This window comes from Salipiger pentaromativorans (assembly GCF_024721115.1).
GTDB classification, from domain to species: domain Bacteria; phylum Pseudomonadota; class Alphaproteobacteria; order Rhodobacterales; family Rhodobacteraceae; genus Salipiger; species Salipiger pentaromativorans.
On record NZ_JAMDHK010000003.1, the window covers coordinates 15,413 to 32,258 of the forward strand.

Annotated in this window: 15 protein-coding genes; 6 read left to right on the forward strand and 9 right to left on the reverse strand. The window is 67.8% G+C overall.

Annotated elements, in window-relative coordinates:
- Positions 1-26 precede the first annotated feature (26 nt).
- Positions 27-1,148, reverse strand: a complete 1,122-nt coding sequence (locus M4578_RS06070) for an alpha/beta hydrolase (RefSeq protein WP_258092565.1) — start codon at positions 1,146-1,148, stop codon at positions 27-29.
- Positions 1,149-1,367: 219 nt separating this feature from the next.
- On the opposite strand from M4578_RS06070, the gene M4578_RS06075 reads away from it, so the two are divergent.
- Genes M4578_RS06075 through M4578_RS06090 form a run of 4 tightly spaced genes read left to right on the forward strand, consistent with a single transcriptional unit; the run spans position 1,368 to position 5,875 of the window.
- Positions 1,368-1,934, forward strand: coding sequence for a 2-oxoacid:acceptor oxidoreductase family protein (locus M4578_RS06075; RefSeq protein WP_258092566.1), 567 nt, complete (start codon positions 1,368-1,370; stop codon positions 1,932-1,934).
- On the forward strand, positions 1,927-3,096 hold the full coding sequence (gene porA / locus M4578_RS06080) for a pyruvate ferredoxin oxidoreductase (RefSeq protein WP_258092567.1): 1,170 nt from the start codon (positions 1,927-1,929) through the stop codon (positions 3,094-3,096). The genes M4578_RS06075 and porA overlap by 8 nt, the downstream gene beginning before the upstream one ends.
- On the forward strand, positions 3,096-4,181 hold the full coding sequence (locus M4578_RS06085) for a thiamine pyrophosphate-dependent enzyme (RefSeq protein ID WP_258092568.1): 1,086 nt from the start codon (positions 3,096-3,098) through the stop codon (positions 4,179-4,181). Before porA ends, M4578_RS06085 begins: the two co-directional genes overlap by 1 nt.
- Before the next feature lie 2 nt (positions 4,182-4,183).
- Entirely contained in the window at positions 4,184-5,875 is a 1,692-nt protein-coding gene (locus M4578_RS06090; RefSeq protein WP_258092569.1) for an FAD-dependent oxidoreductase, read from the forward strand.
- Between the two features lie 328 nt (positions 5,876-6,203).
- On the opposite strand, the gene M4578_RS06095 is transcribed toward M4578_RS06090, so the two are convergent.
- The 4 genes from M4578_RS06095 to M4578_RS06110 form a co-directional block, all read right to left on the reverse strand.
- Positions 6,204-7,124, reverse strand: a complete 921-nt coding sequence (locus M4578_RS06095) for a PHP domain-containing protein (RefSeq protein ID WP_258092570.1) — start codon at positions 7,122-7,124, stop codon at positions 6,204-6,206.
- Positions 7,125-7,252: 128 nt separating this feature from the next.
- Entirely contained in the window at positions 7,253-8,572 is a 1,320-nt protein-coding gene (locus M4578_RS06100; RefSeq protein WP_258092571.1) for a TRAP transporter large permease, read from the reverse strand.
- Entirely contained in the window at positions 8,569-9,189 is a 621-nt protein-coding gene (locus tag M4578_RS06105; protein ID WP_258092572.1) for a TRAP transporter small permease subunit, read from the reverse strand. The genes M4578_RS06100 and M4578_RS06105 overlap by 4 nt, the downstream gene beginning before the upstream one ends.
- Positions 9,190-9,313: 124 nt before the next feature.
- Positions 9,314-10,423, reverse strand: a complete 1,110-nt coding sequence (locus tag M4578_RS06110) for a TRAP transporter substrate-binding protein (protein WP_258092573.1) — start codon at positions 10,421-10,423, stop codon at positions 9,314-9,316.
- Between the two features lie 317 nt (positions 10,424-10,740).
- On the opposite strand from M4578_RS06110, the gene M4578_RS06115 reads away from it, so the two are divergent.
- Together M4578_RS06115 and M4578_RS06120 are read left to right on the forward strand one after the other, a co-directional pair.
- Positions 10,741-11,955, forward strand: coding sequence for an amidase (locus M4578_RS06115; protein ID WP_258092574.1), 1,215 nt, complete (start codon positions 10,741-10,743; stop codon positions 11,953-11,955).
- Entirely contained in the window at positions 11,955-13,340 is a 1,386-nt protein-coding gene (locus M4578_RS06120; protein ID WP_258092575.1) for an amidase, read from the forward strand. The genes M4578_RS06115 and M4578_RS06120 overlap by 1 nt, the downstream gene beginning before the upstream one ends.
- Before the next feature lie 18 nt (positions 13,341-13,358).
- On the opposite strand, the gene M4578_RS06125 is transcribed toward M4578_RS06120, so the two are convergent.
- From M4578_RS06125 to M4578_RS06140, 4 genes are all read right to left on the reverse strand, one after another.
- Positions 13,359-13,946, reverse strand: a complete 588-nt coding sequence (locus M4578_RS06125; RefSeq protein WP_258092576.1) for a cupin domain-containing protein — start codon at positions 13,944-13,946, stop codon at positions 13,359-13,361.
- A gap of 180 nt (positions 13,947-14,126) precedes the next feature.
- Positions 14,127-14,609 carry a flavin reductase family protein gene (locus M4578_RS06130; RefSeq protein ID WP_258092577.1) on the reverse strand — a complete coding sequence of 161 codons (483 nt, stop codon included), beginning with the start codon at positions 14,607-14,609 and terminating at the stop codon, positions 14,127-14,129.
- Entirely contained in the window at positions 14,602-15,225 is a 624-nt protein-coding gene (locus M4578_RS06135) for an FAD synthetase (RefSeq protein ID WP_258092578.1), read from the reverse strand. Before M4578_RS06135 ends, M4578_RS06130 begins: the two co-directional genes overlap by 8 nt.
- 64 nt (positions 15,226-15,289) lie before the next feature.
- Positions 15,290-16,843, reverse strand: coding sequence for a 4-hydroxyphenylacetate 3-hydroxylase N-terminal domain-containing protein (locus M4578_RS06140; RefSeq protein ID WP_258092579.1), 1,554 nt, complete (start codon positions 16,841-16,843; stop codon positions 15,290-15,292).
- Positions 16,844-16,846: the final 3 nt, after the last annotated feature.

The following is a 16,846-nucleotide window of genomic DNA, read 5'->3' on the forward strand; positions in this document are numbered from 1 at the left end:
CCCGGAAACCCGCCTTGTCAGAGAGGTCAGTTGCCCGTCAGCGTGGTGCTGACCTGAATGAGCCCGGTGCCCAGCGAATCCAGCACATAGCTGCCCGCCGCCGTGACCGCATCCACCGGCCCGCCATCGTTGCGCAGCACCTGATACATCCGCGCCAGCCGCAGAAAGCGGGAATGGCGCAGCGGGCTTTCCGGCTCCACCGTCGAAATGTCGATGAGCTGCACCTGCGCCTCGCGCGCGGCGCGCTCCACCACCGGGTTCTCGACATCCACCGCGCCGAGCCGGGGCCGCCCGGTGGAGAGCGCCGAGGACAGCGCCAGCGCGCGGTCGTCCTTGGCCACCAGCACGCTGATCGGCCGATCGAGAGGCCCCAGGGACATCAGCTGCTCGCGGAACACCAGCACGTCGATGTCCGGCGCGATCAGCACCACATCCGCATCCCGCACCACGCGCCGTTCACCGCCGATGGCCAGCGTCCGCAGCGCCTCCATCGACAGCCAGCCGCCCATGGAATGCGCCACCAGCACCGTGTCGCCGCCCTGCCGGTCGAGATCGGAGAGCAGCGAGGCCAGCGCGTCGCGCGACCAGAGCGCCTCCTGCCGGTCGGCCACATAATCCAGCGGGCGGCCCTTGGAAGGCCAGGAGAACAGCACCGGCGGCGTCTGCATCCCCGCCTCGAAGCTGAGCTTTGCCAGCCGCAGCAGCGCTTCCTGAAAGGTGTAGTTATACCCGTGTACGAAGACGAGCGTCTCGGGGTTCGCCACCCCGGCCCCGTCGCGCGCCACCCGCGACAGCAATGCGCTCCGATCCATAACCCCATGACCGACAATCAGGAAATCCTGCTCGGGGTCAGGCGCGCCCTGACGCCAGTAGATCCCACGTTCGCGCGGATGCGGCGGGACCGAGACATCGAACCAGCGATAGCTCAGCCCCAGCGCGGGGTGTTCGGAAAAGCCGATGGCGGGGTCGGGCATCGGCGCGCGCGTCGTCGCCACGTAAAGACGCACCACCTGCGCCTCCGCGACGGGCGCCACCGGAATCAGCGCCTCGGGGCCGGGCCGCGGCGTGCAGGCGGCCAGAAGCAGCAGCAGCGCCGCCAGACCGCGCCACAGCCCGAAAAGGCCCCAGATGCTCCGCCCGTTCCGCAAACCGCCTCCCGACTCGTGCCCACGCCCGAGTCCATAGCCTCACGCGATGACAGCGAAAAGACAGATCTCCCAACCATTCCGTTTCCGGAATTTGTCACCTGCCCGCGCGCTGAGCAGGACCCCGCCGAAAGCGCCCGATGAGCAGGCATCCCCGTGGGCGGCCCCGCCCCCTTTGACCTGTGTCATATCTTGTTAGCGTCAGGCCGATACTCTGCCCTCATGATCGAATACCGTATCCACGGCCGGGGCGGACAAGGGAGCGTTTCGGCCGCCTATCTTCTGGCCTCCGCCGCCTTCGAGGCGGGGCGCATGTGCCAGGCCTTCCCCGCTTTCGGCGCCGAGCGCCGGGGCGCCCCGGTCACCGCCTTCGTGCGGACCGACGACAAACCGATCGAGCTGCGCGCCCAGGTGCGCCGCCCGCATTACCTCATCGTTCAGGACGACACGCTGCTGCATGACGAGGCGATCACCGCCGGTCTGCGCCCCGGCGGCGGCATGGTGGTGAACTCCGCGCAGGACAGCACCGAGGTGAGCGCGCATTTCGGCTGCCGCGCGCTCTGCGTGCCCGCCAACGCGCTGGCGGTGGAGATGATCGGCCGGCCCATCCCCAACGCCGTGCTGCTCTCGGTGCTGCTGACACTCACCGGCGACCTGCCGCTCGACGCGCTGAAATCCGCGCTGGCCAAGCGCTTCTCCGGCAAAGTGCTGGAGGGCAATCTGAAGATGGTGGACCGCGCGGCGAAGATGGCAGAGGTCGGCGCCTGGAAGGAAAACGAAGATGCGTGAAGCGCTTGAAGGCAGTCAGGCCATCGCGCGGGCGGTGACGCTGTGCAAACCCGACGTGGTCGCCGCCTACCCGATCACCCCGCAGACCCATATCGTTGAGAACCTCTCGGAACTGGTCGCGGAGGGCGATCTGCACACCGAATTCGTCAGCGTCGAATCCGAATTCTCCGCCGCCTCGGTGGTGCTGGGCGCCGCCGCGGCGGGCGCGCGCGCCTATACCGCCAGCGCCTCGCAGGGCGTGCTGCTCATGGCCGAGGTGCTGTTCAACATCGCTGGGCTGCGCATTCCGCTGGTGATGACCGTCGCCAACCGCGCCGTCTCCGGCCCGCTGTCGATCTGGAACGACCACGCCGACTCGATGGCCGTGCGTGACAGCGGCTGGATCCAGCTGCACTGCGTCTCGAACCAGGAGGCGGTGGACACCACCATTCAGGCCTTCCGCATCGCGCAGGAAACGGATCTGCCGGTGATGGTCTGCATGGACGGTTTCATCCTCACCCATGTGATGGAGCCCATCGACCTGCCCGAACAGTCCGAGGTCGATGCCTGGCTGCCGCCCTTCGTCTTCGACCGGGCGCTCGACCCGAGCGACCCGAAATCGCTCGGCATGATGGTCACGCCCGACTATTTCCCCGAGATCCGCCACGCCCATCACGCGGCCATGGAAAAGGCGCTGCCGGTGATCGAGGCGACCGACCGCGACTGGGAGGCGAGCTTTGGCCGTGCCTGCGGCGGGCTTCTGACGGTCGAGGGCGATGCCGGCGCCAGGGTCGGCATCCTCGCCATGGGCTCCACCGTGGGCACGCTGCGCGCGGGCATGGCCGAACCGGGTGCGGCACCCGCCCGGCTCATCACCCTGCGCGCCTTCCGCCCCTTCCCGGCAAAGGCGCTGCGCGACGCCGCGAGAGGGCTCGACCACCTCATTGTCATCGACCGGGCGATCTCGCCCGGCGCGGGCGGCGTGGTCGGGCTGGAGGTCGCCGCAGCGCTCGCGGGCCATCCCGATATGCCCAGGCTGCACAACCATGCGCTCGGCCTTGGCGGGCGCGACATTCCCGAAACCATCTATGCTGATCTGATCGCCGCCATCGAGGACACCGACGCCCCCGGCTTCTCGGTCTTCGATGCCGATCTGAGCAAACTCGCCCCGGAGGACCGCTGATGTCCGACCCGACCCCCTCAGGATCGTCCATGCCCGACAATCCCCGCCTCGCCGAACTCCGCCGCAAACACGGGCGTCCGCCGCAGGCGCCGGGCGCCGAGCCGCCGCAGATCACCCCCCGCGACAGCCAGCCGCGCTTTCGCGGGCTGGAATCCGGCCACCGCGCCTGTCAGGGCTGCGGCGAGGCGCTGGCTGCAAGGCTGGTGATGGAAAGCGCCGGACCCGATGTCATGGTGTCGAACGCCACCGGCTGTCTGGAGGTCTTTACCACCACCTGGCCGCAATCGGCCTGGCGCGTGCCGTGGATCCATTCGCTCTTTGAAAACGCCTCCGCCGTGGCCTCCGGCATGGAGGCCGCGATGAAGGCAAAGGGCAAAAACACCAAGGTTCTGGCCTTCGGCGGCGACGGCTCGACCTATGACATCGGCTTCCAGACGCTTTCGGGCATGCTCGAACGGCAGCACAATGTGCTCTATGTCTGCTACGACAACGAGGCCTATATGAACACCGGCGTGCAGCGGTCCTCCTCGACCCCGCACGCGGCGGCGACCACCACCTCGCCCGCCGGCAAGGAGCGGATGGGCAAGCGGCATCTCAAGAAAGACCTGCTGTCGATCATCGCCGCCCATCACATCCCCTATGCCGCTGCCGCCTCGGTCGCCTATCCGCAGGATCTGCAACGCAAGGTGCGCTATGCCATGGGGATCGAGGGGCCGACCTTCCTCGTCATCCACTCGCCCTGCCCGCTCGGCTGGAAACACGACTCGTGCCTGACCATCGAGGTGGCGCGCCGCGCGGTGGAATGCGGCCTTTTCCCGCTGGTCGAGCTGGAGCGCGGCGCGGTGACCAATGTCATGCCGATCCGCAAGCCCCGCCCGGTGCGCGATTATCTCGAGTTGCAGGGCCGCTTTCGCCATCTCTTTGCCGAGGATCCCCGCGCCGAGGAAGAACAGGCGCATCTACAGGCGCTGGCCGACCACAATATCGCGACCTTCGGGCTGACCGGCGATGCCGAAGACCCCGCCGATACCGGCGGCGCGGCGCTGGTGCATCGCGGCGGACCGCTGGCTTCGGGAGGGTTCTGATCATGACCACGCTCACACGCGGCGCCTGGGGCTATGCCGGCGCCTCGCTCGACTTCAAGACCGGCAACTGGCGCTCGACCGACAAGCCCGTGCATCTGCACGCCAAGGCGCCCTGTCACGCCGCCTGCCCGGCGGGCGAGGACCAGCAGGCCTGGTTCGCGCTTCTGCAGGAAGGCCGGGCGCAGGACGCCTGGGAGGCGCTGGTCGCCGCCAACCCGCTGCCCGGCGTGACCGGCCGGGTCTGCCCGCATCCTTGCGAAAGCGCCTGCAACCGCGCCACGCTGGACGGCGCGCTTGCCATCCACAATGTCGAGCGCTGGCTGGGTGACGAGGCGGTGGCCAAGGGCTGGGCATATCCGCTGGAAGCGCCCGCCGGGGATGCCCCCGTGGTGGCCATCGTCGGCGCGGGCCCCGGCGGGCTCTCCGCCGCCTATCACTGCCTGCGGCTGGGGCTCAAAGCCGAGATCTTCGAGGCGGCGCCGCAGCCCGGCGGGCTGCTGCGCTCGGCCATCCCGCCGACCCGTCTGCCCCGCGCCGCGCTAGATGCCGAGCTTGAGCGGCTGCTCGCCCTGCCCGGCCTCACGCTCACCCTGCGCGCCCGGCTCGGGCGCGATGTCTCGCTCGACGAGCTGTCCTCGCGCTATGCCGCCGTGCTGCTGGCCCCCGGCTGCCAGGAGGGCAAGGAATGGGACGTGGCGGGCGCCGTGCCCACCGACCACCGCGAGGGGCTGGCGCTCCTGCGCGAGTTCATGGATCACGGCTCCTTCCCCGAGGCGCAGCGGGTCATCGTGCATGGCGGCGGCAACACCGCGATGGATCTCTGCCGGCTGATGAAACGTGCGGGCAGCGAACATGTGACGCTAGTCACCGCCTCCGGCCTGCCGGGACCGAACACCGCGCCGGGCGATCTTATCAACGTGGTGCCACGCGAACTGGAGGAGGCGCTGGAGGAAGGGGTCGAGATCATCGACCACGCCACCGTCGGACGGCTGATCATGAAGGGCAGCAAGGTGACCGGGGTCGAGGTCGTCTCGCTGCGCAAGCTGCCGGGCGGCGACGGGCGCACCCATCGCGTGGCCTTCGAGGGCACGGAACGCATCCTGCCCGCCGATATGGTGATCCCCTGCATCGGCGAACGGGTCGATCCCGAGGGGCTGGAGGGGCTGCTGGAGCGCGGCTATCTGCGCCCGGCCGATAGCTGGGGGTCGCTCTCGCGCCCGAATGTTTACGCCATCGGCGACGCCTCGGGGCAAAGCGGCACCGTGGCCGCCGCCATCGGCGACGGGCGCCGCGCGGCAGAGGCGCTGGCGCTGCGGCTGGCGGGCGAGGTGCCGGTCTCGGACGCGCGCCCGGTGCTGGAGGCGCCACAGCTCAACCCCCGCTACTACGGCGGCGGTGCGCGGCCGCATGTGCCGAAACTGCCGGCGGCGGCGCGGGATTTCGACAGCGAGATCGAGGGCGACATCGGGCGCACCGCCGCGCTCGCCGAAGCGCAGCGCTGTCTTTCCTGCGGCAATTGCCTCGCCTGCGACAATTGCTGGACCTTCTGCCCCGACAACGCGGTGATCAAGACGCAGGAGCTGGCCAGCGACGGCTCGCATTATCTCTTCGATCTGGATTACTGCAAAGGCTGCGGGCTCTGCGCGCAGGAATGTCCGACCGGCTATATCCAGATGGTGCCCGAGGAGGGGTGAGCCCGGATCGCGGGCACAGAATGAACGCAACGCGAGCCGGGCCCGGCGGCGGCCCGTGGGAGACCGCCCTGAGCGTGGAATCCCCGGTTTCATCCCTGCCAGATCCGAAGGATCTCACAACTCGGCGCTGAGGTTCCCAAAGCGGCAGCTCGCCGGATGCATCACCGCTGGGCCCGGCGGCGCGCCACGCTCTGTTCCGGGCCAAGGGGGGCTGGGATCAAGCGCCAAGACCGGAAGGGTCGCGGCAGACGACAAACACGGAGGATCCGGATCGGGTCGGATCAGATCCGTAGGGTGGGCAATCCTGCCCACCAGTCCCCAAAGGCGTTTACCGCCAGACCGGGTTCGACCACGCCCGCTTGCCCGCCCGGTCGATCACCGTCACCCGCAGCCACGGGCTGTTGCGGAACCGCTCCAGCGGCACCTCGGCGCAGGTCATCGACGCGCCATGCACCGCCGCTGCCGCGGACCCGTGCCCCTGCACGATCACCGTCGCGACCGCCGAACTTTCCACCCGCACGGCATCCTCGCCAAGCGTCACCCCGCGCAGCTCCGGCCCCTGGCTGGAGTAGAAATCGCCGCGCTTCAGCGCCTCCAGCAGCAGCGCGGGCTCATTCGCCTCGGCCTTCACCATCACCCAGCCGCCGAAATGGTCGGGCTCGGTGAAATGCGCGTCATCCGTGGCGATCAGTGTCAGCCGCCGCCCCGCGCTCAGCAGCAGATCGGCGGTATGCGCCCCGTCCGCCCGGTCGCAGCCGGTGGCGCAGCCGTGGTTGTAGATCTCCACCGCATGGGCCGCCTCGATGCTGCGCGCATCCTCCGGCGTCAGCCCCGACCATTGCGGATGCGCGATGGCCACAAAGGCCCCCGCCGCGCGCGCCCGCGCCGCGATCTCCGGCCCGCTCTCCTGACCCGCCACCGGATGGAATCCCGGCGCATGCGGCGCCGCGAAATCCTCGGGCAGACCCACGGCGAGAATGTGCCACAGCTCACCGTTCGTCATGGCGCCGGAATGCAGTTCGGCGCCCAGGATCGTGGTGAAGGCATCTTTGCGAAAGGGCTGCGTGTCGGTGATCGGATAACCATAGGCGCCGATGAAATGATCGGTGAGGGCGATGAAATCGTAACCTTCCGCCCGGTAGCGCCGGCAGACCTCTTCGGGGCTCAGGCAGCCGTCGGAGCGGTCGGAATGGGTGTGCAGATTGCCCCGCCAGAACCGGCCCGGAGCGGTGAATGCCGAAAGCGCCATGCTGGCCTCCTGTCTTTCGGCCCCGATAGCCGCGCCGCGCGACGGTTTCGTGACAGCCCCCTGCACCGCTCAAAAGACAGCGCCGCCGAAGACCCGAAGGTCTCCGGCGGCGCGTGAAGGCCGGTGGATCAGTCGAACATCACCCGCGGCAGCCAGAGCGCGATCTCGGGGAAGAGCAGCACCAGGATCAGCGCCACGACCTGGAGGCCGACGAACTGGAACATGCCGCTATAGATCTGCTTCAGCTCCCATTGCGGCGCCACCGCCTTGAGATAATAGGCCGCCATCGCCACCGGTGGCGAGAGGAAGGCGGTTTGCAGATTCACCGCGATCAGCGTGCTGATCCACAGCAGATCGAGATTCGCCTCCTCCACGATGGGCAGGAAGATCGGCAGGAAGATGAACACGATGGGCGCCCATTCCAGCGGCCAGCCCAGCAGGAACACCACCAGCATCAGCGCCAGCACCACGCCCATGGGCGGCAGATCCATGGCGACCATGACATTGGCGATCCACGGCCCCGTACCCAGCCGGTTGAAGACCGCGCCGAACATGTTCGACGCCATCAGCAGGAACAGGATCATGCTCGACACGATCACCGTCTGGAACATCGCCATCTGAAGCCGGTGCAGATTGAAGCGCCCATAGGCAACGGTCAGGATCAGCGATCCCGCCGCGCCCATCCCGGCGCCCTCGGTCGGGGTGGCGACACCGGTCAGGATGCTGCCCAGCGTGGCACCGATCAGCGCCAGCATCGGCACCATGCCCACCACCAGCTCCTTGACCGCGACGCGCCAGTTCTCGGGCCGCTCGTCCTCGGGCATGGCCGGACCCAGCGACGGGTTGATGAAACAGCGGATCAGCGTATAGCCCAGAAACAGCGCGGTGATCAGCAGGCCGGGCAGGATGCAGGCGGCAAAGAGCTTGGGGATCGACACCCCCGCCACCGGCCCCAGCACCACCAGCATGACCGAGGGCGGAATCAGCACGCCCAGCGTGCCGCCGGCGGTGATCGTCCCGGCCGAAAGCGCGGGATCGTATTTCGCCTTGGTCATCACCGGCGCCGCCAGCATCCCGATCAGCGTGACCGAGGCCCCGATGATCCCGGTGGCGGTGGCAAAGATCGTCGCGGTCAGCAGCACCCCGATGTAAAGCGCGCCGGGCACCCGCGCGAGGGTGAACTGAAAGCCCCGGAACAGCCGCTCCATGATGCCGGCCTGTTCCAGCATGTACCCCATGAAGATGAACAGCGGCACCGCGGCCAGCGTCTCGGTCCCCATCACGCCCCAGGCCTGATAGACCATGATGTCGAAGGCGCGCTCGCCCAGCCCGACAAAGCCGAAAACCACAGTCAGGACGATCAGCGTGAAGGCGATCGGGAAGCCCGCAAAAATGCCCGTCAGCAGCGCCAGAAGCTGCGCGAAGCCTAGGATGACGCCAAAGCTCATGATGTCTTTCCGGTCTTGAATTGATACCAGGCCTTGATGACCTCGGAGATGCCCTGAACCACCAGCAACAGCGCGGTCAGGGGGATGACGGCCCGGTAGGGCCAGAGGATCGGGCGCCAGAAGCTGGCGGCGGCGCGTTCGGAGATCAGGAACGAACTCAGCGCCTTCTCGAAGCCCGCCCAGAAGAAGAACACCAGCCCCGGAAAGAACAGCGCGACGTAAAAGACCAGATCCACCGCCGCCTGGGTACGCGGCGACCAGTCCTTGAAGAACAGATCGGTCCGGATATGGCCCTGAAAGCGTAGCGTCAGCGCCGCGCCCAGCATGAAGATGGTGCCATAGAGCATATAGCTCATGTCGTAGCCCCAGATGCTCGGCGCGTTGAAGACGTAGCGGCGGATCGATTCCGTCACCACGACGACCACCAGCGCCAGCACCAGCCAGGACAGCAGGACCCCGAAGCGGTCGGCGAAATTGTCGAGCGCCATCACGATGCGGCGCGCGGGTTGCGGCAGGTGCAGCGGTGGCAGCCGCATCTTCTCGATGTCTGGCAGATCCTCGTCGCTGGTCAGCAGGATATGCTCGAGCTCGTCGAGATCCTCGTCCTTGGAAGTCATCTCGTCTCCATTGGATGCGGCCGGGTCGCGTCCGCGTCTTGGGTGTCTGTGTCAGCGGGTTCGCCGGGCCGAAACGGCCCGGCGAGACAATGCGTGCCGTGCCGGGGTCACCCCCGGCACAGGCTCATTCTCCGAAGCCGAAGGTTTCGAGCGCGATGTCCAGCGGCGGGTTGATGCGCGCCTTCAGCGCCACCGCCCGGTCGGCGAACTCTTTCTGCGAAGCCAGGACCGAGGCAAAGAACGCGTCCTCGGCGGCATAGCGGTCGAGCACCGCCGTCCACGCCTTGAGCTGCGCTTCCATCACCTCACGCGGGGTTTCCGCGACGGTGACGCCCATCTCTTCTTCCATCTGCTTGAGCGCCTTGGAGTTCTCGTTCAGCCCGCGCCAGTAGAAATCGGCCGATTCCGCCATGACCGCATAGGTCACGATGGCCTTGAGATCCTCGGGCAGCTCGTCCCAGCGCTCCTTGCTGACAAAGAAGTTCTGCACCAGGCCGATCTGAAGGTAGCTCGGCATCATGTAGGTCTTGCGGACATCGGGCAGGCCCAGGATCATGTCGGCCTTGGGGCCGAAATATTCCGCCGCCGAGATCACGCCCTGCTCCAGCGCCGGCACCACTTCCGAGCCCGGAACGGTGACCACCGCGGCGCCCATCTCGCGCATCACGTCCACCGGCAGGCCCGGGGTGCGGAACTTCAGGCCCTGGATGTCCTCGACCGAGTTGATCGGCGCCTCGAACCAGCCGAAGGGCTGCGCCTGCGCCGGGCTGATGAGGAAGGGCACGGTGTTGGTATAGCGGAGCGTCTCGGTGATGTAGGAGGTGAACAGCTCCTTGCCGCCGCCGTATTCCATCCACCCCATCAGGTCGATGGAGGGCATGCCATAGCCCGGCGCCGAGGCAAAGAGGCTGCCCGCCGGGTGCTTGCCGACCCAGTAATCGCCGTCGCCGCCCGCGGCGTCGATCACCCCGTCATTGACCGCGTCGAGCACGTCGAAGGCGGGCACGAAGGCGCCGCCCGGGCTCACTTCCAGCACCAGACGCCCGCCGGACATGGCCTCGATCTTCTTGGCCAGTTCGACGAAGGTCAGGTGCAGGTCGTCGCCCGCCGCATAGGCGGTCTGCACGGTCCATTTGAAACTGTCCTGCGCCAGCGCGGGCATGGCACCGACCGCCAGCGCCGCCCCGGCGATGACCGCCCGCAGCGCGCGGCCTTTGGTTGAGAAAAACGACATCTTCGACCTCTCCATTGTTGAATTTCATTCCACTTCTGTGAGTGAATATCCTCAAGGAACGCAGGAAACGCGCCGAACCAAAGAAAAGCCGCCTCCACGTCGCATCCCATGTTCTGAATGCTTAAAATTTACCCACCAATATTTGAGTAATATTCAAATTTGACCGCTTTAGGTTCACGGAGCCCAGAAAATTTTCACTACATTCAAATTTTCATGGACGCCTCACGCCGAACGCGCCTATCGCTCCTCTAGCCCCCGGCGCGCCCCGCGCCCGGACGGGCGCCGTTGACCATAAAAAGACTGGACCGATTGATTACATGACTGCCGTTGATCTGACCGAATCCGCACTTGAACGCATTGAAAACCGCGAAACGGATCTGCTGGCCTATGCCTTTCTCGACCGCGACGCGGCGCTCGCCGAGGCGCGGCGCATCGAGGCCAGCGGCCTCGCCGGCCCGCTCAGCGGCCATGTGATCGCGGTCAAGGACGTGTTCGACACCGCCGATATGCCCACCGGCTACGGCTCGGCGATCTATGGCGGCCACCGCCCCCGGCGCGATGCCGCCGCCGTCTCGGCGATCCGCGCCGCCGGCGGGCTGATCATCGGCAAGACCGTGACCACGGAATTCGCCCATATGACGGCGGGCCCCACCCGCAACCCGCACAACCTCCTGCATACGCCGGGCGGATCCTCCAGCGGCTCGGCGGCGACGGTGGCGGCGGGGGGCGCAACGCTCGCCACCGCCACCCAGACCGCCGGCTCGGTCATCCGCCCCGCCGCGTTCTGCGGCGTGGTGGGCTTCAAGCCCAGCTTCGGCACGATCAGCCGCAGCGGCCTGTCGCTCTTTGGCGAAAGCCTCGACACGATCGGCGGCTTCGCCCGCTCCGTGGCCGAGGCCGCGTGTTTCGTCGGCGCCATGGCCGAACGCGCCGACCTGATCTCGCCGGAACGCGCCGCGGCGCCGCGCATCGCCGTCTGGACCACGCCGGACCACGCGCTTGCCGACGATGCCGCCATCGCCGAGCTGGAGCGCGTGGCCGCGCGCGCCTCGGCCGCCGGTGCGCAGGTCTCGGCCTTCGAGACCCGCGCCGACTGGCAGGCGCTGCAACAGGCGCAGAACACCATCATGGCCTATGAGGGCGCCCGCGCGCTGGCCTATGAGCGGCGCGAGAAATCCGCCCTGCTCAGCACGGCCCTGCGGCTCTATCTCGAAGAGGGTGCCAAGATCTCGGGAGACAGCTATTTCGCCGCGCTGAAGACCGCCCAGGCCGCGGCCCGGATCCTGCTGGACGACTTGCAAGACTACGATGTGCTGCTTACGCTCAGCGCCCATGGCGAGGCACCGCTCATCTCGGAAGGCACGGGCAATCCGCATTTCAACAAGGTCTGGACCTTGCTCGGCGGCCCGGCCCTGCACCTGCCCAGCGGCACCGGCCCCGCCGGGCTGCCGCTTGGGGTGCAACTGGTGAGCGGCCCGCTTCAGGACGCCCGGCTGGTGGCCGCCGCGCTCTGGCTCGAGTCGGCGTTGTGATGACCGGCGATCCGCTCACCGCGCGCCCGGCCCGGGTCATCGCCGCGCAGGTCGCGCGCGGCGAGGTGACGATTGCCGAGGTGATCGGCGCGCATCTCGACCGGGTGGCGGCGCGGAACCCCGAGTTGAACGCCATCGTCACACTCAACCCCCGGCTCGAAAGCGAGGTCGCCGAGGCGCAGGCGCGGCTCGACCGGGGAGCCCCGGCGCGGCCGCTGGAAGGCGTGCCGCTGGTGGTCAAGGACAACCTGCCCACCGCCGGGCTGCGCACCACCTACGGGTCGCTGTCGATGGCCGAACACATCCCGCAGGAGGATGCGGCCAGCGTGCAGCGGCTGAAAGCCGCCGGCGCGCTGCTTATCGGCAAGACCAACACCTCGGAATTCGCCACCAGCCCCGACACCAACAACCTGCTGTTCGGCCCCACCCGCAACCCGGCGAACCCCGCCTACAGCCCCGGCGGATCGAGCGGCGGCACCGGCGCCGCCGTGGGCGCGGGCATGGCCCCCATCGGGCTTGGCACCGATTTCGGAGGCTCGGTGCGCATCCCCTCGGCCTGGTGCGGGATCTGCGGGCTGCGCCCGACGCCCGGCCGCGTGCCGCTGGTGCCGGCGGAATTCGCCTGGGACACGCTGACCAGCCATGTGCAGGGGCCCATGGCGCGCGATCCGCGCGATCTGGCGCTGATGATGTCGGTGCTCGCGGGGCCGCATCCCTTCGACCCGATCTCGCTGCCCGCGCCCGAGGCCGGGTTCTGGGATCTGCCCGCCACGCCGCCGCGGCTGCGCATCGGGCTGTGTTTCTTCGAGGGGCTGCTGCCGCTCGACCCCGAGATCGCCGCCGTCGTCGCGGCGGCAGCGGATCACCTGGCCGCGTGCGGTCACCGCGTCGAGCGGGTCCGTCCCGATCTTTCCGAGATCCGCAAGGCGATCCCCGGCACCCGTGCCTTTGCCATCGCCGCCCGCTTCGGCCATCTGCGCGACGCGCCCGAGGGCTCTGTCTCGGACCAGCTTCGCGCACAGATCGAGACCGCCAGCGCGACAACCCTGCCGATGGTCGCCGAGGCCGAGCGCGCACGTTCGGCCTGGTGGCGCGTTCTGACAGAGGCCATGCAGGGCTATGACATTCTGCTGGCGCCGACCATGGGCGGCCACCCGTTCCGGCTGGGCGCGCCCTTCCCCACCGAACTCCCCGGTCAGCCGCTGGAGAATTACTGGGACATCCTGCTGGGCTGCTACGCGATCAGCCTGCTGGGCCTGCCGGCGGCCTCGGTGCCCTGCGGCCGCAGCGCCACGGGCCTGCCCATCGGGTTGCAGATCATCGGCCACCGGATGCGCGAAGACCGGGTGCTGAGCCTTGCCGCCGAGTATCTGGAGAGCCGATAGACGCGGCGCGGCAACCGCTCAGAACGTCGCCGGTGTCGCCACCCAGAGGATCCGCGTCTTGCCGTCGTGGATGTTGCGGTAGCGATGCGGCAGGTGCGAGGAGAAATAGAACGAGTCCCCCTGCACCAGTTGATAGACCTGCCCGTCCACCGTCAGTTCGGCGGCGCCTTCCAGCACATAGCCGATCTCTTCGCCCTCGTGCTGAATATCCCCGCCGCTGTCCGCGCCCGGCTCCAGATTGTGGATATTCGCGTCGAGCAGCGTGTCGGAATAGGTCGGCGACAGCCGCTCGATGGAAATCGCCGGGCTGTTGATCTTGCGCCGCAGCATGACCGAAGGCCGCTCGCCCTGGCGGTAAAGATTGACCGAGGCGCCATCGGCCTCGGTAAAGAGCCGCACGATCGAGGTGTCCAGCGCCGAAGTGATCTGATGCAATGTCTTGAGCGACGGCGACGCCTGATCGTTCTCGATCTTCGACAGCATCGACACAGAGCAGCCCACCCGCTCGGCCAGATCCTTGAGCGTCATCCCGCGCCCGCGCCGCTCGGCCTTGAGCCGCGCTCCGAGATCGCTGATCTCTCTGCTGCCGGACTTGCTTTGCTCCATGGGCCAATCCTTGCAGACGGTCCCGCCCCATGCAGCGAGCCCGACACCTTTCCAGTGAGGATCCCGGATTGAACCCGTTTCGCAGCGAAGTAAACAGTTTTTGCCGCCCTCACGGCCCTTCCCGGCGCTCTGCCGGCCCTCAGACCACAAAACCGGCCCTTTTGCGGGCCGGCGCGCCACCTAGGCGGTTTCGCGCAGCGCCTGAAACCGCCCCGAGTAGAACAGCAGCGGGGCCTGTCCCGCCGCGTGGTCGATCTCGCGCACCCGGCCGATAAACAGCGTATGATCGCCCGCCGGCACCTCGGCCGCGACATCGGCGAAAAGCTGGACCGAGGCCCCCGGCACCACCGGCAGCCCGTGCTTGATCTCGAGCAGCGCGCCCAGGTCGGGATCGGGGCGCCCGGCGAAATGCAGCGCCACGTTCTCCATGCCTTCGGCCAGGATATTGACCGCGTAACGGCCCGCGGCCCGCACCTTCCCGAGCATCCGCGACCCGTTGTCGAGCGAGATGCTGATGAGCGGCGGATCGAGCGAGACCGACATGAAGGCGTTTGCCGTCATCCCGTGATCGCCGTTCTCGTCGGTGGTGGTGATCACCGTCACGCCGGTGGCAAACCGCCCGCAGGCGTCGCGCAGCGCGCGGGGGTCGATGGTGTCAGACATCCGGGTCTCCTGCGTATTTTGTCTGGTCCAGCACCAGCCGCCCGGCCAGCAGCGCGCCGGTCCCCGGACTGCCATGCAGCCTGTCGGCCAGGTCGCGCCGGCCCTCGGCGCGCAGCCTGCGGATGCGCGAGGACGAGACGACCTCCTCCCCGGCGCAGCAGACCGGCGCGAAGGGCACGACCGGAAACCGCTGCGACAGCAGCGCCACGTCGCCCGCCTGCTGCGCGCCGAAACGAAAATCGCCGCCGACATGGACCTCGGCGGGGCGAAGCCGCCCCAGCACCTCCAGAAACGCCTCCGCGCTGCGCTTGCGATAGGTCTCGGTAAAGGAGGCAACGACGATGTAATCGGGCGAAAGCAACCCGATCCGCGCCAGCTTGTCGTCGAGCCGGGAGAGTTGTTCGAGCCCGGCGAAGAACACTTTCGGCGGCGGATCGAAGGTCCAGACCACCGCAGGCAGACCCAGCGCCTGCGCCCGCGCCACCGTCTTGCGGATCAGCGCCTGATGGCCGCGATGCACGCCGTCGAAGGCGCCGATCGTCACCACCGAGCCCGGCAGGTCCAGCAGCCCTTCGGGCATCACTTCGGTGCGGCTCCCGGAATACTCTCCCAGCATGGTCTCCTCCCTCGCCGTTCGAAAGCGCGGGCGGCGCTTGCGCCGCCCGCCGCATGGCGCCGCCTCAGGCGGGCTGGAAGCTCTCGCCGATCCGGTTCACGTCCCACGGATTGACCATGTCCGGCGCCAGCCAGCCCGAGAGATCGTATTCGGCCATGTAGCTGTCCACGATCCCGCGCATCGCCTCGAGATCGCCGGTCGCCTGGGCGCCCATCAGGGTCTCGACCCGGATGCCCTCGTAGTTCCCGGCATAGTTCATCTCGTAAAGCTGGTGCCGGCCGCCGAATTCCGAGCCCATCGCATCCCAGAGCAGCTTCAGCAGCTTCACCCGGTCCACCGCCAGGATCCCGTTCGAACCGCGCACGAAGCGGTCGAGATAGGGCCGCAGTTCGGCGCTCTGGAAATCCTTGGCCGAGGATGGCAGGTAGATCAGCCCCGAGGCCACATGGCGCTCGATCAACTCCTTGATGCGGGTATAGGCCATGGGCGCGAAGACACGGTAGGCCGCCCCGTAATTCATATTGGGCTGATAGAACCCGTCTGTCCCGGCCCAGGGCGTGCCGCTCTTGACCATGGCATCCGAGAGCCCCCAGAACAGGTTGCGCCAGGCGATGACCTCGCCCACCGCCGTCTGCGGCCCGCGAAAGCCCCCCGCCCCCGTGGCATCGAGCGCCTTGGAGAACAGCCCCGCGATGAAATCGAGCTTCACCGCCAGCCGGGTCACCCCGTGCAGGGTGAAGCGCGGCGCAAAGCCCGAGGCCGGGACAAAAGCGTTCACCGCCTCGACATCGCCATAGACAAAGATGTTCTCCCAGGGGACCAGCACCTTGTCGAAGACGAGGATCGCGTCGTTCTCGTCGAGCCGCGAGGACAGCGGGTAATCGAAGGGCGAGCCCATCACCGCCGAATTCAGCTCGTAGGACGCCCGGCTGATGAGCTTGATCCCCTCCGAGCCGATGGGCGCGGTGAAGATCAGCGCGAATTTCTTGTCCTTGATGGGCACGCCGTAATGGGCGACGAAATTCGCATGCGTCAGGGCCGAGCCGGTGGCCACCACCTTGGCGCCCGAGACCACCACGCCGGCGTCGGTCTCTTTCTCCACATGCATGAAGACATCGCCGGCCTCTTCGATCGACAGATGCCGGTCGATGGGCGGGTTCACGATGGCGTGGTTCCAGTAGACCACCCGCTCCTGCGCCTTCTTGTACCAGTCGAGCGCGTTTTGCTTGTACTCGCCGTAGAAATCCGCGTTGGCGCCCAGCGTACCCAGAAAGGCCGCCTTGTAATCCGGCGCCCGGCCCATCCAGCCATAGGCGGCACGCTGGGTCTCGGCGATGGCGTCGCGGCCCGCGACCAGTTCCTCGACCGATTTCGCGCCCTTGTAGAACGGGTGCGTCCAGCTTCCCTCGCCGGTGTCGGTGCAGACCCCGATCTGGTCCTTCTTCTCGTGCAGCCGGTCGTACCAGCGCGCGATCATCCGGGCCGAGTTGCGGAAGGCGGGGTGGTTCACCACGTCCTTCACCTTCTCGCCGTGGATATAGACCGACCGCCCGTCCTGGAGGCTGTCGAGGAATTCCGCCCCGGTGAAGGGGCTGACCTCTGTGACGTGATCCTTCATGGC

Excerpts from the sequence above, each read along its gene's own strand:
- M4578_RS06075 (WP_258092566.1), top strand. The coding sequence starts at position 1,368 with ATGATCGAATACCGTATCCACGGCCGGGGCGGACAAGGGAGCGTTTCG.
- porA (WP_258092567.1), top strand. The coding sequence starts at position 1,927 with ATGCGTGAAGCGCTTGAAGGCAGTCAGGCCATCGCGCGGGCGGTGACG.
- M4578_RS06085 (WP_258092568.1), top strand. The coding sequence starts at position 3,096 with ATGTCCGACCCGACCCCCTCAGGATCGTCCATGCCCGACAATCCCCGC.
- M4578_RS06090 (WP_258092569.1), top strand. The coding sequence starts at position 4,184 with ATGACCACGCTCACACGCGGCGCCTGGGGCTATGCCGGCGCCTCGCTC.
- M4578_RS06095 (WP_258092570.1), bottom strand. The coding sequence starts at position 7,124 with ATGGCGCTTTCGGCATTCACCGCTCCGGGCCGGTTCTGGCGGGGCAAT.
- M4578_RS06100 (WP_258092571.1), bottom strand. The coding sequence starts at position 8,572 with ATGAGCTTTGGCGTCATCCTAGGCTTCGCGCAGCTTCTGGCGCTGCTG.
- M4578_RS06105 (WP_258092572.1), bottom strand. The coding sequence starts at position 9,189 with ATGACTTCCAAGGACGAGGATCTCGACGAGCTCGAGCATATCCTGCTG.
- M4578_RS06110 (WP_258092573.1), bottom strand. The coding sequence starts at position 10,423 with ATGTCGTTTTTCTCAACCAAAGGCCGCGCGCTGCGGGCGGTCATCGCC.
- M4578_RS06115 (WP_258092574.1), top strand. The coding sequence starts at position 10,741 with ATGACTGCCGTTGATCTGACCGAATCCGCACTTGAACGCATTGAAAAC.
- M4578_RS06120 (WP_258092575.1), top strand. The coding sequence starts at position 11,955 with ATGACCGGCGATCCGCTCACCGCGCGCCCGGCCCGGGTCATCGCCGCG.
- M4578_RS06125 (WP_258092576.1), bottom strand. The coding sequence starts at position 13,946 with ATGGAGCAAAGCAAGTCCGGCAGCAGAGAGATCAGCGATCTCGGAGCG.
- M4578_RS06130 (WP_258092577.1), bottom strand. The coding sequence starts at position 14,609 with ATGTCTGACACCATCGACCCCCGCGCGCTGCGCGACGCCTGCGGGCGG.
- M4578_RS06135 (WP_258092578.1), bottom strand. The coding sequence starts at position 15,225 with ATGCTGGGAGAGTATTCCGGGAGCCGCACCGAAGTGATGCCCGAAGGG.
- M4578_RS06140 (WP_258092579.1), bottom strand. The coding sequence starts at position 16,843 with ATGAAGGATCACGTCACAGAGGTCAGCCCCTTCACCGGGGCGGAATTC.